The sequence below is a fragment of the Flaviflexus salsibiostraticola genome (genome assembly GCF_003952265.1).
GTDB classification, from domain to species: Bacteria; Actinomycetota; Actinomycetes; order Actinomycetales; family Actinomycetaceae; genus Flaviflexus; species Flaviflexus salsibiostraticola.
Genome location: NZ_CP034438.1, coordinates 1300398 through 1316262, shown reverse-complemented (window position 1 = coordinate 1316262; position 15865 = coordinate 1300398). Strand labels below are relative to the sequence as shown.

13 protein-coding genes and 1 tRNA gene are annotated in these 15865 nt (G+C 68.4%); 13 read left to right on the top strand and 1 reads right to left on the bottom strand.

The genetic code is table 11. From position 1 onward, the window contains the following. The first annotated feature begins 2 nt into the window (after positions 1 to 2). The 4 genes from EJO69_RS06085 (at position 3) to EJO69_RS06070 (ending at position 4760) form a co-directional block, all read left to right on the top strand. Positions 3 to 1313: a hemolysin family protein gene (locus EJO69_RS06085; protein WP_211331540.1), complete on the top strand. Its 1311-nt coding sequence runs from the start codon at positions 3 to 5 to the stop codon at positions 1311 to 1313. Then, the gene (locus EJO69_RS06080) at positions 1310 to 2350 is read left to right on the top strand and encodes a hemolysin family protein (RefSeq protein ID WP_126040217.1); all 1041 of its coding nucleotides are present in this window, start codon (positions 1310 to 1312) and stop codon (positions 2348 to 2350) included. The genes EJO69_RS06085 and EJO69_RS06080 overlap by 4 nt, the downstream gene beginning before the upstream one ends. 171 nt (positions 2351 to 2521) lie before the next feature. Next, entirely contained in the window at positions 2522 to 3880 is a 1359-nt protein-coding gene (locus tag EJO69_RS06075) for a M23 family metallopeptidase (protein WP_126040215.1), read from the top strand. Between the two features lie 115 nt (positions 3881 to 3995). Further along, the gene (locus EJO69_RS06070) at positions 3996 to 4760 is read left to right on the top strand and encodes a glycerophosphodiester phosphodiesterase family protein (protein ID WP_126040213.1); all 765 of its coding nucleotides are present in this window, start codon (positions 3996 to 3998) and stop codon (positions 4758 to 4760) included. A gap of 109 nt (positions 4761 to 4869) precedes the next feature. Here the strand turns inward: EJO69_RS06070 and EJO69_RS06065 are convergent. Further along, a tRNA-Arg gene (locus EJO69_RS06065) sits at positions 4870 to 4945 on the bottom strand. A 133-nt stretch (positions 4946 to 5078) separates the two neighbouring features. Here EJO69_RS06065 and argS point away from each other — a divergent pair. The 9 genes from argS (at position 5079) to EJO69_RS06020 (ending at position 15865) form a co-directional block, all read left to right on the top strand. Then, the gene (argS, locus tag EJO69_RS06060) at positions 5079 to 6755 is read left to right on the top strand and encodes an arginine--tRNA ligase (RefSeq protein ID WP_126040212.1); all 1677 of its coding nucleotides are present in this window, start codon (positions 5079 to 5081) and stop codon (positions 6753 to 6755) included. After that, positions 6756 to 8096 (top strand): diaminopimelate decarboxylase, encoded by a 1341-nt coding sequence (gene lysA, locus EJO69_RS06055; RefSeq protein WP_126040210.1) that lies wholly within the window; start codon positions 6756 to 6758, stop codon positions 8094 to 8096. Positions 8097 to 8122: 26 nt separating this feature from the next. Continuing rightward, entirely contained in the window at positions 8123 to 9394 is a 1272-nt protein-coding gene (locus tag EJO69_RS06050) for a homoserine dehydrogenase (protein ID WP_126040208.1), read from the top strand. Next, the gene (thrC, locus tag EJO69_RS06045; RefSeq protein WP_126040206.1) at positions 9394 to 10494 is read left to right on the top strand and encodes a threonine synthase; all 1101 of its coding nucleotides are present in this window, start codon (positions 9394 to 9396) and stop codon (positions 10492 to 10494) included. Before EJO69_RS06050 ends, thrC begins: the two co-directional genes overlap by 1 nt. Beyond that, a complete protein-coding gene (thrB, locus tag EJO69_RS06040; RefSeq protein WP_126040204.1) occupies positions 10494 to 11384 on the top strand; it encodes a homoserine kinase in 891 nt (296 codons plus the stop codon). Before thrC ends, thrB begins: the two co-directional genes overlap by 1 nt. Before the next feature lie 193 nt (positions 11385 to 11577). After that, a complete protein-coding gene (gene rho, locus EJO69_RS06035) occupies positions 11578 to 13530 on the top strand; it encodes a transcription termination factor Rho (RefSeq protein ID WP_126040202.1) in 1953 nt (650 codons plus the stop codon). Between the two features lie 148 nt (positions 13531 to 13678). Beyond that, positions 13679 to 13891 carry a 50S ribosomal protein L31 gene (gene rpmE / locus EJO69_RS06030; RefSeq protein ID WP_126040200.1) on the top strand — a complete coding sequence of 71 codons (213 nt, stop codon included), beginning with the start codon at positions 13679 to 13681 and terminating at the stop codon, positions 13889 to 13891. A 73-nt stretch (positions 13892 to 13964) separates the two neighbouring features. Next, positions 13965 to 15059 carry a peptide chain release factor 1 gene (gene prfA, locus EJO69_RS06025; RefSeq protein ID WP_126040198.1) on the top strand — a complete coding sequence of 365 codons (1095 nt, stop codon included), beginning with the start codon at positions 13965 to 13967 and terminating at the stop codon, positions 15057 to 15059. Continuing rightward, positions 15056 to 15865 (top strand): N5-glutamine methyltransferase family protein, encoded by an 810-nt coding sequence (locus EJO69_RS06020; protein ID WP_126040196.1) that lies wholly within the window; start codon positions 15056 to 15058, stop codon positions 15863 to 15865. Before prfA ends, EJO69_RS06020 begins: the two co-directional genes overlap by 4 nt.

Here is a 15865-nt window from a genome sequence, read left to right as displayed (position 1 = left end):
GCATCATGGACATCCTTCTCATCCTGTTCGGCGTGCTCCTCACGGCAGGAACCGCGATCTTCGTGGCCGCGGAATTCTCTCTTGTCGCACTGGACCCCGGAACGATCGAGCGGAAGGCGCAGGACGGCGACGCCCGCGCCGCGGCTGCCCTCAAGGCGCTGAAGAAGCTCTCACTCGAACTCTCATCGGCCCAGGTCGGCATCACCCTGACGACGATTCTGCTCGGCTACACGACGCAGCAGGCGGTCGCGAACCTGCTGGAGGGCCCCCTGCGGTCGGCGGGCCTCGCCCAGGCGGCGGCGACCGGCGTCGCCGTCGCCCTGTCCCTCATCCTCATCAACCTCTTCTCGATGCTCTTCGGCGAGCTCGTGCCGAAGAACTTCGCGCTCGCGGAGCCGCTCGGCACCGCCGGCGTCGTCGCGCCCCTCCAGGGTGCGTTCACGACGGTCCTCGAGCCCGTCATCGTCGGTCTCAACTCGTCCGCCAACTGGATCATCCGCAGGTTCGGCATCGAGCCGGCCGAGGAGCTGTCTGGCGCCCGGTCCGCGACGGAGCTCGTCGCCCTCGTCCGCAGAAGCGCCTCATTGGGAACTCTTGACATCTCGACCGCACGTCTGCTCACGCGCTCGATCGGCATCGGCAGGCTCACCGCCGTCGACGTCATGACGGACCGGGGGCGGGTCAACTGGATCGACCAGGGTGCGACCGCGGCCGACATCGTCAAGCTCGCTCGAGCGACGGGGCACTCCCGCTTCCCCGTGGCGGGCGACGATCTCGATGACATCCGTGGGTTCGTCAACCTCCGCAGCGCCATCAAGATCCCCTATGACCGTCGCGCGGAGGTGCCGGTCACCTCCTCCTCGATCCTGCAGCCGATTGAGCGGGTCCCCGAGACGATCGCCCTCGCGCCGCTCCTCGTCCAGCTGCGGGACACGGGGCAGATGGCGGTCGTGCTCGATGAATATGGCGGGACGTCGGGGATCGTCACCCTCGAGGACTGCGTCGAGGAGATCGTCGGCGAGGTTGCGGACGAACACGATCCGCGACGCCTGCGTGCGCGCTTCTCCTCCGACGGCTGGGTCATCCCCGGCGACATGAGACCGGACGAGCTCGCCCGGGAGGCCGGGTTGACGGTCCCGGACGACGGTCGGTACGAGACGCTCGCCGGCTACATCATGACGACGCTGGGCAGGATGCCCGAGGTCGGCGATGAGGTGACCGGTGAGGACGTCATCCTCACGGTCGAGAGGCTGGACGGCCGCAGAGTCGCCTGGATCCGCGCCCGTGCCCAGGCCCCGGAGGGAGAACAGTGAGCGCCGGTGCTGCGCTGACGATCGGCGCCATCCTCCTCGCCCTCAACGCCTTCTTCGTGGGGGCGGAGTTCGCGATCATGTCCGCGCGACGCTCTCGCATCGAGCCCCTGGCCGATGCCGGGTCGAAGCCGGCGAAGACGGTGCTGTGGGCCCTCGAGAATGTCACCCTCATGCTCGCGGCCTGCCAGCTCGGCATCACGCTGTGCTCGACCTCGCTCGGAGCGGTGGCCGAGCCCGCCATCGCCCAGCTCCTCATGGGTCCATTCACGGCGCTCGGGATCCCGTCGGCGGCCGCCCACGCGGTCGCCTTCGCCATCGCCCTCATCGTCGTCGTCTACCTCCACGTCGTCGTCGGCGAGATGGTGCCGAAGAACCTGGCCGTCACGGTGCCGGAGAAGGCCGCCCTCATCCTCGCCCCGCCGCTCGTCCTCATCGCCCGGATCTTCAAGCCCATCGTCGTCGGCCTCAATAAGCTCGCGAACCAGTTCATCCGCCTCGCGGGATTCGAGCCGAAGGACGAGGTCGCCTCCGGCTTCACCGCCGACGAGGTCGCCTCCATCGTCGAGACCTCCCAGCGGGCCGGCGTCCTCGAGGACGAGATCGGCCTCATCGCAGGCGCGCTCGAGTTCTCCGACCTCACGGTCGCCGAGGTCATGGTGCCCCGGGACCGGGTCGCGACCGTCGGCCCCGACGTCACGCCTGCGGAGCTGGAGGAGCGGGTCGCGAAGACCGGGTACTCGAGGTTCGTCGTCGCCGACGACTCCGGCGCCTTCATCGGCTACCTCCACATCAAGGATGTCATCGGCGCCGTCGGCGAAGCCCGCACGAGGCCGCTGCCGGCCTTCAAGATTCGGACGATGTCGCCCATGCCGGGCGGCGACGAGGTCGAGAGCGCGCTCGCGATCATGAAGCGGGACGGCATCCACCTCGTCGAGGTGTGGGACGCGAGCGGCGCGTCCATCGGCGTCCTCTTCCTGGAGGACGTGCTCGAGGAGCTCGTCGGCGAGGTGCGCGACTCGATGCAGCGTGATTCATGACTCACTGAGAATGTCGCCTACGCGACGAAAAAGGGGGTGCGACAGGCGCCCGCACCCGCTATCATCGTGACGTACCGTTATCTTTTTGTTACCGACCGTTATAGTCGTGGAAGTGAGCCCGTGGGACGTCATTCCAGCCTCCAGTCAGCCCTACACCCCGCGGGCGAAGCTATGCCCGAGCGGGAGGCGACATCGCTTCCCTCGCGTCGGGAGCTGCGCGCCGCCCGGCGTGCAGTCTCGGCCCAGGCGCCGCTTCCCTCGCGTCGGGAGCTCCGCGAGGCCAGGAGGGCGGCCTCTGCCGCCGCTGTCCGTGACGAGTCCATCGCCGCGCGTCGCGCCCGACGCGCGGCCGGTCAGCCGGTCGTCCCATCCCAGAGTCTCATCGCGGACGAGCTCGCTGATCTCTCACTACAGGCCCGACCCACGGACCTCGCGACCCCCTCTGACGCCCAGGCCCCGCGGGTGGCCGTCGAGCGGGCTGCGGTAACGGCCGAGCCCGCGGTCCTCGATGCATCGCCGGCGAAGCCGGAAGCGGCCGTGACCCAAATGGCGACTGCTGAGATCCCGGCGAAGCCGGAAGCGGCCGTTCGGGAGACCGCCGAGGCGCCGGCGAACACCGAGATCACTGACGTGTCAGTGCGCCCCGCGCCCATGCTCGTCCGGACCGCGACCTGCCCGCGCGAGGAGACTCCGACGGAGAGGATCGCCGCAGTCCCGCACGTGTCGCGGAGAGCGAGCCGCAGCGCGCACGCAGTGTCCCGTGTCCGGATGCAGGCGAGGGCGTCGATGGCTGTTGCGACATCGGTTGTCGTGGGCTTCGGAGCTGCCAGCGTCATCGCCGGCGCCGGACAGTCCGCGGCCGCCGTCACCGGTTCACCCGTCGTCTCCTCTTTGGAGCAGGCACCCGTCATCGACGCAACCGTGCCGGCCGCGTTCGCGAAGAACACCGAGGCGGCGGACATCGACCGGGTGATCGGCGCACGGGCGCTCGCCGAGTCCACCCCCGCGAAGCCTGCCGTCTGCGCCGATGAGTCGGCGAACGGTTTGACCGCGGCGCTCACGGACACGTCGAACAGCGTCGTGGCGATGCCGGTGCGAGAGGGGAGCTACCGCATCTCCTCCGGCTACGGCAACCGCTGGAACCCGATCGCCGGTGGATACCAGTTCCATCTCGGCTCCGACTTCGCGGCCGAGCTCGGCACCCCGATCTACGCCATCGCCGACGGAACCGTCGAATACGTCGGTCTCGGTAAGGACGGCCGGTCCAACAACCTCGTCATCATCCGGCATGAGAACGGCGGGGACGTCTTCTGGTCCTGGTACGTCCACATGTACGACAACGGCATCCATGTCGCGGAGGGCGAGCAGGTCGAGGTCGGCCAGCACATCGCCGATGTCGGGAACAACGGTCGCTCCACCGGTCCCCACCTCCATCTCGAGATCCACACGGACCAGAGCGGCACGACGGTCGACCCGCTCGGCTTCCTCGCCGATCGCGGCGCGCGCGACGTCTCGAACCTCTGCTCCTAGGATCACTGCGCGCATAGCTGCCCGATGAGCCGCCTCCTGCCGACACACGGCTGGGGTCGACCATCCGGGCGCGGCTCCTGGTTGTGCACCCCGCCATGGGTGAGACGATGGGGCCATGAGATCGTGGGAGCGCACAGACAGGCCGGTCATCCTCGCCCATCGGGGAGGGGCCGACGAATATCCGGAGAACTCGCTCGAATCATTCGAGAAGATGAGGGAGCTCGGCTTCACCTACATCGAGACTGACACCCACGCGACGGTGGACGGCGAGCTCGTCATCATCCACGATCCCACCCTTGAGCGGACGACGGATGGGTTCGGCCCGATTGCGGAGGCCACGTGGGCCGAGGTTGAGAGGCTCACCGACAGGTCGGGGCGGCGGCCCATGCTGCTGCGGGAGGCCCTTGATCTGTTCCCCGACCTCGACTTCAATGTCGACCTCAAGTCTGATGCGACGGTTGAGCCGATGATTCGACTTATGCGGGAGGGGGATTATCTCGACCGCGTTCTCCTCGCCTCCTTCTCCGAGAGACGGCTCAGCGCGATGAGGGCAGCGATCCCGGGGGTGGCCACGAGTGTCGGCACGGCCGCCGTCGCCGCGCTCGTCGTCGCCGCCCGCGCCCCGAGGCCGATCCGGGAGGCGATGTCGGCCCGGATCGCAGCGACGGGTTTCGCGTGCGTCCAGATGCCGGAGACCTACCGCGGCGTCCCCCTCCTCGAGACGCGCCTCGTTGACCTCATCCATGGGATGGGGGCGGCACTCCACGTGTGGACAGTAAACGAGGCGATGGACATGACACGGCTTCTCGACCTGGGGGTGGATGCGCTCGTGACGGATAGGCCGACTCTGGCCAGGGAGGTCATCGAGCTGCGCGGCTGACAGAAGCGGCGAGCACAGTCACGCGCATGTCGTCCGCGAAGGGGTGTGCCGGCGTTCGATCTGCTGCAGATGCGCCGTAGGCCCGACATTAGTCGGGCCTACATGGGGCTGGTGCCCCGGACAGGATTCGAACCTGCGACCTTCTGCTCCGGAGGCAGACGCTCTATCCCCTGAGCTACCGGGGCGCAATTGCCAACTTTAGCAGGCGTGGAGGCGTGTGACGGAATCGAGCGGCTGTGAGCCTCAATGCAGGGCGTGGTGTCCCACAGTTTCACCTCGAGACGATATGGTACTGCGGCACGTCGCTAGACTGTGACCATGACTCCTGAAGAACTCAGCGCTCTCATCGATTCCGTCCTGCGGGAAGCAGCGGCGGATGGTGCTGTGGCACTATCCGCGGACGAGCTCCCCACCGTCAAGGTCGAGCGTCCGCGCAACCGTGATCACGGCGATTGGGCCACGAACGTCGCCATGCAGCTCGCCAAGAAGGCCGGCACCAACCCCCGCGATCTCGGGACGCTCCTGGCCGAGCGCCTCGAGACGAGGGAGGGCATCGACTCCGCCTCCGTCGCGGGCCCGGGCTTCATCAACATCCGGCTCGCCAAGGGCGCCGCGGGCGAGCTCGCCCGGACGATCCTCACCGCAGGTGCTGAGTATGGCCGGAGCAATGCCCAGGCCGGCGCCGTCAACCTCGAGTTCGTCTCGGCGAACCCGACGGGCCCGATCCACCTGGGTGGCGTCCGCTGGGCAGCCGTCGGCGACTCGCTCGCCCGCCTCCTCGAGGCGACCGGCTCGACCGTGACGCGCGAGTACTACTTCAACGACGCCGGCGCGCAGATCGATCGCTTCTCCGAGTCGCTCCTCGCCCGCGCCAAGGGCGAGGCGGTGCCGGACAACGGCTACGGCGGGGACTACATCACCGACGTCGCGACGAAGGTCGTCGAGGACTGCGCCGCCGCGGGTGAGCCCAATCCCCTCACCCTGCCGGATGCCGAGGCGCAGGAGGTCTTCCGCGCACGCGGTGTCGACATCATGTTCTCCGAGATCAAGCGGGCGCTCGCCGACTTCGGCGTCGAGTTCGACGTCTACTACCACGAGGACACCCTTCACAAGTCGGGTGCCGTCACGCGTGCGGTCGACGTGCTCCGGCAGCGTGGCCATGTCTACGACAGTGATGGCGCGGTGTGGATCCGCACCTCCGACTTCGGCGACGACAAGGACCGCGTGGTCTTCAAGTCCGATGGCGAGGCAGCCTACTTCGCCGGTGACGTCGCCTACTACCTCGACAAGCGCGAGCGCGGGGCGGACCACGTCATCATCATGCTCGGCGCCGATCATCACGGCTACATCGGCCGCATGTACGCCATGGCGAGGGCCTTCGGCGATACGGCCGGCCCGGGGGAGAACCTCGAGCTGCTCATCGGCCAGATGGTCAACCTCGTCAAGGACGGGCAGCCCGTCCGCATGTCGAAGCGCGCCGGCAACATCATCACCCTCGAGGATCTCGTCGACGCAGTCGGCGTCGACGCGGCGCGCTACGCGCTCGTCCGATCCTCGGTCGACACGACGCTCGAACTCGATCTCGACCTGCTCGCGTCCCGGACGAACGAGAACCCTGTGTTCTACGTCCAGTACGCGCACGCACGCACGTGCTCCGTCGCCCGCAATGCGGCCGAGCACGGCGTCACGCGGGACGACTTCAACCCGGCGGCCCTCGACCATGCGGCCGACTCCGCCCTCCTCGGCGTTCTCGCCGAGTTCCCCGACGCCGTCGCGCAGGCGGCTGATCTGCGCGAGCCCCATCGCGTCGCACGCTACCTCGAAGAGCTCGCCGCCTCGTATCACACGTGGTACGGCCAGACCCGCGTCACGCCTCGGTCGGATGAAGAGGTGACCGACGGTCACCGGGCCCGCCTGTGGCTCAACGACGCCACCACCCGTGTCCTCGCCAACGGCCTCACGCTGCTCGGCGTCTCAGCCCCGGAGAAGATGTAGATGACTTTTGCCCCCCTCGCCGCAGTCCCTGCCCCCGAGCCGGGCGCCGGACCCTGGCCCGCCAACCTCACACGCGTCGACGGTGACCTTCACCTCGCCGGTCACAGCCTGACGGCTCTCGCGGAGGAGGGCACGCCCCTCTACCTCGTCGATGAGGCCGACATGCGGAACCGGGCGCGAGCCTGGGTGAGCGCGATCGGCGACGGCGACGTCTACTACGCAGGCAAGTCCTTCCTCACCCCCACCGTCGCCCGATGGATGGTCGAGGAGGGCCTGTCGATCGACACGGCCTCCGAGGGGGAGCTTCGCACCGCGCTCGCGGGCGGTGTCCCCGGTGAGCGGATCGGGCTGCACGGCAACTCGAAGTCCGATTCGACGCTTCGACTGGCTCTCGAGTCCGGCGTGGGCAGGATCGTCATCGACTCGCCCGGAGAGGTCGATCAGCTCGCCGCGATCGCGGAGGAGACGGGAACGGTGGCCCCGTGCTTCGTCCGGGTGACGACAGGAGTCCACGCGGGCGGGCATGACTTCATCGCGACCGCGCACGAGGATCAGAAGTTCGGTCTGTCGCTCGCGACGGGCGCTGCCCGCGAGGTTGCGGTCGCGATGAGCGAGAACCCGCACCTCGAGCTCCTCGGCCTCCACTCCCACATCGGCAGCCAGATCCTCGACTCGGAGGGTTTCGCGGCCGCAGCCTCGGCCGTCATCGACTTCGCCGCCGAGCTGTTCGGCATCGGCATCGACGTCCCCGAGGTCGACCTCGGCGGCGGGTACGGCATCCAGTACACGGGCCTTGATCCGGAGCCGGCGACGGAGGCGGAGATGATCGCGGGGATCCGCTCCGCCATCGAAACCGCCTGCGAGCGTGCGGGTATTCCCGTTCCCCGACTGTCGATCGAGCCCGGTCGGTCCATCTCCGGCCCTCCCGGCATGACCCTCTACCGGGTCGGGGCAACGAAGGATGTCATGACCGATGACGGCGTGCGCCGCTACGTCTCGGTCGATGGCGGGATGAGCGACAACATCCGCCCGGCGCTCTACGGCGCCGACTACACGGCCCTGCTCGGGCGGGACTCCTCCGCGGACAATGTGCCCTCACGGGTGGTGGGGATGCACTGCGAGTCCGGCGACATCGTCGTCCGGGACGTCGCACTGCCGGCGGACGTGCGCCGCGGCGACCTGCTGCTCGTGGCCGCGACCGGTGCCTACGGCAGGTCGATGGCCTCGAACTACAACCTGGTCCGCAGGCCCGGAGTGCTCGCCGTGTCCGAACAGGGGACATCGTGGCTCGTCCGACCCGAAACCTGGGACGATATCCTAGGAATCTTCCCGGATCGCTGATCCGGAACCCAACTGCTGGAGGAACAATGTCAGTCAAGATCGCCCTGCTGGGATGCGGGACAGTCGGCACCGCCGTTGCCACGATGCTTCAGGAGCAGAACGGCGACTTCGCCGAACGCGCCGGCGACACGCTCGAGCTGATCGGGATCGCCGTCCGTGATCTCGACGCACCCCGCGATCCCGCGATCGACCGCTCCCTCCTGACTGACGACGTCGACGGCCTCATGGCCGGCGCCGATATCGTCATCGAGCTCATCGGCGGCATCGAGCCCGCCCGCACGCACGTGCTCAACGCGATCAGGGGAGGGGCGACCGTCGTCACCGGCAACAAGGCGCTCCTCGCCGCGCACGGCCCCGAGATCTACGAGGCGGCCGCCGAGGCCGACGTCGACGTCTACTACGAGGCCGCTGTCGCCGGTGCTGTTCCCGTTGTCTACGGGCTGCGCGAGTCGCTCGCGGGCGATCGGGTTGAGAGCGTGCTCGGCATCGTCAACGGCACGACGAACTTCATCCTCGACGAGATGGAGACGGCTGGACTGTCCTTCGATGAGGCACTGAAGAAGGCTCAGGACCTCGGCTTTGCCGAGGCCGATCCGACGGCGGACGTGGACGGCCATGATGCCGCCGCGAAGATCGCGATCCTCGCGTCCCTCGCCTTCCACACCCGGGTCTCGATCGAGGACGTGCCGACGACCGGCATCCGCGCCATCACCGCCGAGGATATCGCCGCCGCGAAGCGCGACGGCTACGCCATCAAGCTGCTCGCGATCGCCCGCCGCCGCGACGCCGGCATCGAGCTCTCCGTCGAGCCGACGCTCGTGCCGCACGACCATCCGCTCGCCGCGGTGCGCGGCTCCTTCAACTCGGTCGTCATCGAGGCATCGGGCGCCGGTCGCCTCATGTTCTACGGCCGCGGTGCCGGCGGCGCCCCGACCGCGTCCGCGGTCCTGTCCGATGTTGTCGCGGGTGCCTCGCATCGCGTCCACGGCGGGCGGGCTCCCCGGGAGCTCACATACGCCGACCTCCCGATCCTCGCCCGCGAGGACTCGATCGCGTCCTACCGGATCGATTTCGCAGTCGAGGATCGCACCGGCGTGCTCACGCGCCTGTCGGGTGCATTCGCCGACAGCGGCGTCTCGATCGCCGCGGTGCGGCAGATGCAGGAGGAGGGCGGCGCGCGGCTCACCGTCACGACGCACGAGGCCCGCACGGCCGATGTCGATGCGGCGCTGGCGGCGATCACGTCGGCCGATTACGTCAAGGAAGTTCTTCAGGTCATGAGGGTTGAGGGCAGCTGATGGCACACCAATGGCAGGGCATCATTCGGGAATACCGCGATCGGCTCCCGTTCGGCGACACGGATCCCGTCGTCACACTCTATGAGGGTGGGACGCCGCTCGTGCCGGCCCCCCGGCTCTCCGAGCGCGTCGGCGCCGAAGTCCACGTCAAGGTCGAGGGCATGAACCCGACCGGCTCGTTCAAGGACCGCGGCATGACCTCGGCCGTGTCGAAGGTCAAGGCCGATGGCACCGAGGTCATCGCGTGTGCGTCGACGGGCAACACCTCCGCGTCGGCGGCGGCCTACGCCGTCGCCGCGGGCCTCCAGTGCGCCGTCATCCTACCCGCCGGCAAGATCGCGGCCGGCAAGCTCGCCCAAGCGATCGTCCACGGCGCCCGGCTCGTCGCGGTCGACGGCAACTTCGACGACTGCCTGCGGATCACGCGCGAGCTGACGGAGGCGTACCCGGTTGACCTCGTCAACTCCGTCAACCCCTACCGCCTCCAGGGACAGAAGACGGCCGCGTTCGAGATCGTCGATGCCCTCGGCCGGGCCCCCGACATCCATATCCTTCCCGTCGGCAACGCCGGCAACATCACGGCGTACTGGATGGGCTACAGCGAGTACGCGGGGCGGACGACGCTGGCGAGCTTCGACGACTCGGCGCTCCACATGGAGCCCGTCTCGGAGTCGGTGCCGCAGATGTGGGGATTCCAGGCCTGGAACTCCGCACCGCTTGTCCTCGGGCATCCGATCGAGTCGCCCGAGACCATCGCCACCGCCATCCGCATCGGCAACCCCGCCTCGTGGAAGTATGCGGAGGAGGCGAGGGACTCCTCTGCGGGTCTCATCGACCGCGTGACGGACGAGGAGATCCTCGAGGCGCAGGCAATCCTCGCCGCCGAGGTCGGCGTCTTCGTCGAGCCGGCCTCCGCAGCCTCCGTCGCGGGTCTTCTCAAGACCGCTGCGGCGGGTGGCGTACCCGAGGGTGCGACGATCGTGTGCACGGTGACCGGCAATGGCCTCAAGGACACGGCGACCGCCCTCGCGGGCCGCGACGTCGATCCCGATGTCATCGCTCCGTCGCTCGAGGCGGCAGTTCGCGTGCTGGGGCTGTAATGCGCCCAGTCGTCGAAACCCTCCGCGTGCGCGTCCCCGCAACCTCCGGCAACCTCGGCCCGGGCTTCGACTGCCTCGGCATGGCGCACGGCATCTACGACGAGGTTGAGGCGACCCTCATCGCTGGGTCGTCGACCGTCGAGATCCTCGGCGAGGGCCAGGGTGAGCTGCCCACGGACGACTCCCATCTCATTGTCCGCGCCATGCAGCGCGGCTTCGAGTTCGCGGGCATGCCCAACGCGGGCGTGCGGATGACCTGCAGGAACAGCATCTCGCAGTCGCGCGGGCTCGGCTCGTCGGCGGCGGCCGTCGTCGCGGGTCTCACGCTGGCGGCCGGCTTCGTCGGTCGCCCGGAGGCGTTCGGCAGGGCCGAGGTGCTGACGCTGGCGACGGAGTTCGAGGGTCATCCCGACAACGCTGGCCCGGCGGTGTACGGCGGCGCCGTCATCGCCTGGTCGGAGTCCGGCAGGTCCCACGCCGCGAGCCTCGACATCCACCCGGAGCTGCGCACGACGCTGCTCGTGCCCCGAGAGGTCCTCTCAACGGCAACGGCCAGGGCGGCGCTGCCCGTGTCCGTGCCGCATGTCGACGCGGCCTTCAACGCGGCGCGGACGGCACTGCTCGTCCACGCGCTCGCGAAGAACCTCGATCTGCTCTACGAGGCGACTCGCGACCGCCTCCATCAGGAGTATCGCTCCGCGTCGATGCCCGCCACGGCCGAGGTTCTCGACGCTCTGCGGGCGGCGGGCTGGCCGGCGGTCGTCTCGGGGGCGGGTCCATCGATCCTCGTGCTCGACGAGCTGGACCCCCAAACGTGCAGGATCCTCGAGTCGCGCGGGTTTGCAGTGTCAACACCGGGATTGGGCCGTGGTGCCCACATTGTCGACTGAAGATGCCACGGTGGGTCTTGACCTGGTAGGCTGAGCGCATCACCGAATTTCAGTGACATGTGGCTATACCCATGCACGGTGATTTCGAAGCGCTCAGTGTGGGCGACAGATCTCAATTTTCTCGCCCTGTCTGCGCTGATGAACCATTTGACATCCCGCCCCGCGTGCATGCGGGTACTGAGGAAGGAACCTCGTGAGCGAAACTTCAACCGCTCCCCGCAAAGCTCTGACTGCAATGCGACTCGGTGAGCTTCAAGAGCTCGCCTCCGGCATGGGCCTCACACTTGACTCCAAGGCCCGCCGCAACGACTACATCACCGCCATCCGCGAAGCCCGCTCCTCGTCTGGCGCGGACTCCGATTCCGCACCCGCCGATCAGCCGCAGCGCCCGGAGAGGGCCGAGGCCAAGGAGTCTGCCGAGGACTCGTCGGACGAGTCCGAGGGCTCCTCCGACCGCCGCCGCCCCCGCGGACGCAGGGAGAACAACCGCGCCCCGAAGCTCGAACTCGACCTGCCGACCCCGGCGAAGGCCGAGGAGCCGGAGGAGGACCACGAACTGCCGGAGGACAAGCTGGCCGCCCTCGAGGCGCTCGGCGAGGCCGCCTCGCGCAAGGCACAGGAATCCCATCGCCGTGAGCGCGGACGCCGCGGCGAGGGCGAATCCCGCCGCGAGGACGACAGCGATTCACGCGGAGACTCCCGTTCCCGTGACGATTCGCGCGGTGATTCGCGCCGGAGCGAGGGTCAGTCCCGTCGTGATGACAGCGAGGCCGCGGATAGCCGCCGCCAGGACACCTCCCGCGACGGCGAGGATGAGGGCGACAATCGGCGCAGGCGGAATGACCGCCGCCGTGAGCGCCCGGCCCGCCGCGATGGCCGACAGCGCGACAATCGGGGCGATAGCCGCGGTGATAACCGGAACGATCGCCAGCGACAGAACGATTCCGATTCTGACTACAACGACCAGGTGAAGGACGGCGACGTCCTCCTCAAGGTCGCCGGCATCCTCGACATCGACGGCAACAACGCCTACCTGCGCACTGCCGGCTACCTGCCGGGCTCGAATGACGCCTACGTCTCGCAGGCGCTCATCAAGCGCAACAAGCTGCGTCGCGGCGATGCGATCGTCGGCGCCGTGCGCGACCTCGGCGAGTCGTCGGGCGGCGGTGGCGGCGGACGCGGCGGTTCACGCCAGCGTCACAAGTACAACCCGCTCGTCGAGATCGATTCCGTCAACGGACTCACCCTCGAGCAGCTGGCACAGCGCCCCGAGTTCGGCAAGCTGACCCCGCTGTACCCGAACGAGATGCTCCGCATGGAGACGTCGCCGAAGGCGATCACTCCTCGAGTCATCGACCTCGTCGCCCCGATCGGCAAGGGCCAGCGCGGCCTCATCGTGTCGCCCCCGAAGGCGGGCAAAACGATGATCATGCAGCAGATGGCGAACGCCATCGCGGTCAACAACCCCGATGTCCACCTCATGGTCGTGCTCGTCGATGAGCGCCCGGAGGAGGTTACCGACATGCAGCGCATGGTCAAGGGTGAGGTCATCGCCTCCACCTTCGACCGGCCCGCCTCCGAGCACACGGTTGTCGCGGAGCTCGCCATCGAGCGTGCGAAGCGCCTCGTCGAGCTCGGCCAGGATGTTGTCGTCCTGCTCGACTCGATCACCCGCCTCAGCCGCGCCTACAACCTGGCGGCACCCGCATCCGGCAGGATCCTCTCCGGTGGTGTCGACGCAGGCGCGCTCTACCCGCCGAAGCGCTTCTTCGGCGCCGCCCGCAACGTCGAGAACGGCGGATCCCTCACGATCCTCGCCTCGGCGCTCGTCGAGACGGGGTCGAAGATGGACGAGGTCATCTTCGAGGAGTTCAAGGGCACCGGCAACATGGAGCTGCGGCTCTCCCGCCAGCTCGCCGACCGCAGGATCTTCCCCGCCGTCGACATCAACGCCTCCGGCACGCGCCGCGAGGAGCTGCTGTTCAGCCCCGAGGAGCTCAAGATCGTATGGCAGCTGCGTCGCGCACTCGGCACGCTCGAGGTCCAGGAGGCATCCGACTTCCTGCTCGGCAGGCTCCGCAAGTCCGAATCGAATGGCGAATTCCTCATGACGATCGCCAAGAACATGCAGCAGGCTGGAGAGTAGCCTCACAGGCCCGCCCCTTGCGGGGCGGGCACACCCAGCACCATAATTACCTGACGGCTTCCGGTTCACCGGTCTGCACATCGGCGCGAGACTTCCAGTCACACGCCTGGGCTGGACCCGGGGCGGCAACGATCCAAGGAGAAATCTCATGAAGCAGGGAATCCACCCTGAATACTTTGTCACCGAGGTCACCTGCACCTGTGGCAATCAGTTCACCACTCGGTCGACCGTGAAGTCCGGCGAGATCCGCGCCGATGTCTGCTCGGCCTGCCACCCGTTCTACACCGGCAAGCAGAAGATTCTGGACACCGGTGGCCGCGTCGCCCGCTTCGAGGCACGCTACGGCAAGCGGAAGAAGTAGCTTTGCGATAGGGCGCCGGCGAGTATCTCGCCGGCGCTCTCCCGTATTGTCCAGACCGAGGTGAGGATCCCCCATGAGCCAGTCAGTCCCCGAGCAGATGCTCGCCGAATTCATGAAGATCGAAGGACAGATGGCGACGCCGGAAGTCCTGTCGAGCCCCGATAGGCTGCGCTCGCTCGGGAGGCGCTACGCGGAGCTCGGCCGTGTCATCCGCGTCTACCGCGAGTGGCTCGCAGCGCGCGACGATCTGGCGGAGGCGAAGGAGATCGTCGATCTCGGCGGGGACGACGGCGAGCTGTTCGCGGCCGAGGTGCCGGGGCTCGAGAAGAGATTCGCGGAGCTCGACGAGGAGCTGAAGAACGTTCTCATCCCGCGCGACCCCGATGATTCGCGCGACGTCATCCTCGAAGTCAAGGCCGGTGAGGGCGGCGAGGAGTCCGCGCTCTTCGCGGGCGATCTGCTGCGCATGTACCTGCGCTTCGCGGAGAACAAGGGCTGGCAGACCCAGACCCTATCCGCAACAGAATCCGACCTCGGCGGCTACAAGGTCGTCCAGGTCGCCATCAAGAGCCCCCAGCCGCCCGAGGACCCGGCGGATGGGGTGTGGGCCCACCTCAAGTACGAGGCCGGCGTCCATCGCGTCCAGCGGGTGCCGGTCACCGAGTCGCAGGGCCGTATCCACACCTCGGCCGCCGGCGTGCTCGTCTTCCCCGAGGTCGACGACCCGGGCGAGGTCGAGATCGACCCGAACGATCTGCGCATCGACGTCTACCGCTCATCGGGTCCGGGCGGACAGTCCGTCAACACGACCGACTCCGCGGTCCGCATCACCCACGTTCCCACCGGCATTGTCGTGTCGATGCAGGACGAGAAGTCCCAGCACAAAAACAGGGACGCGGCCATGCGCGTCCTCCGGGCGCGGCTGCTCGCCGCGAAGCAGGAGGAGGCGGCGGCCGAGGAGGCCGCCCAGCGCCGCAGCCAGGTCCGCACCGTTGACCGATCCGAGCGGATCCGCACATACAACTTCCCGGAGAACCGGATCTCCGACCACAGGACCGGCTTCAAGGCCTACAACCTCGACACGGTCCTCGGCGGGGAGCTTGGTCCCGTCATCGACTCCGCCCGCGAACTCGATGAGCGCGAGCGTATGGAGCACGCGGGAGAGTGACGTGGCGTGAGCTCCAGCGGCGGGCCGCCCTCATCCTGGCCGCCGCCGGGATCGAGACGCCGGAGGCCGATGCTCGGTGGCTGGCGGAGCACGTCGCCAGCGCCCATCTCGTGCTCGCACCCGATCCGACGGACGGGCAGGCGGATGAGTTCCTCCGGCTGGTCGACGCCCGCGCGCAGCGCGTGCCGCTCCAGCACCTGACCGGTGTCATGCATTTCCGCAATGTCACGCTCCCGGCGGAGCCGGGTGTTTTCATCGTGCGTCCCGAGACGGAGATCGTCGCCGGGGCGGCGATCGATGCGGCCCGCGCCGCAGGACCGTCGCCACTCGTGCTCGATCTGTGCACCGGCTCGGGTGCGATCGCGATCGCCATCGCCGACGAGGTCCCCGGGGCCCGCGTGATCGCCGTCGAGCTCGACGAGGCCGCGTACGCGGCGGCCCGCAGGAACGCGGAGCCCTACGGAGTCGAGGTGCGGCAGGGGGACGCTCGGACGGCATGCGAGGACCTTCTGGGCACGGTCGACGTCGTCGTCTCCAACCCGCCCTATGTCCCGCCGTCCCAGGTACCCGCCGAGGTTATGGCCGACCCGCAGATCGCGCTGTGGGGCGGTGGCAGCGACGGGCTCGACCTGCCGCGTGCTCTCGTCGCCCGGGCACGTCTCCTTCTGAGGCCGGGGGGAGTGCTCATCATGGAGCACGACGAGACCCAGGGCCCTGCCCTCGTCGAGTGCGCGGCCGGCCTCGGTATGACGGCGACAACAGGAGCTGACCTCGCTGGTCGGCCCCGGTATCTGCACGCGGTGTGA

Bases quoted from the DNA above. Each gene is read 5' to 3' on its own strand.
- EJO69_RS06075 (WP_126040215.1), top strand. From the start codon at position 2,522: ATGCCCGAGCGGGAGGCGACATCGCTTCCCTCGCGTCGGGAGCTGCGC.
- EJO69_RS06070 (WP_126040213.1), top strand. From the start codon at position 3,996: ATGAGATCGTGGGAGCGCACAGACAGGCCGGTCATCCTCGCCCATCGG.
- argS (WP_126040212.1), top strand. From the start codon at position 5,079: ATGACTCCTGAAGAACTCAGCGCTCTCATCGATTCCGTCCTGCGGGAA.
- lysA (WP_126040210.1), top strand. From the start codon at position 6,756: ATGACTTTTGCCCCCCTCGCCGCAGTCCCTGCCCCCGAGCCGGGCGCC.
- EJO69_RS06050 (WP_126040208.1), top strand. From the start codon at position 8,123: ATGTCAGTCAAGATCGCCCTGCTGGGATGCGGGACAGTCGGCACCGCC.
- thrC (WP_126040206.1), top strand. From the start codon at position 9,394: ATGGCACACCAATGGCAGGGCATCATTCGGGAATACCGCGATCGGCTC.
- thrB (WP_126040204.1), top strand. From the start codon at position 10,494: ATGCGCCCAGTCGTCGAAACCCTCCGCGTGCGCGTCCCCGCAACCTCC.
- rpmE (WP_126040200.1), top strand. From the start codon at position 13,679: ATGAAGCAGGGAATCCACCCTGAATACTTTGTCACCGAGGTCACCTGC.
- prfA (WP_126040198.1), top strand. From the start codon at position 13,965: ATGAGCCAGTCAGTCCCCGAGCAGATGCTCGCCGAATTCATGAAGATC.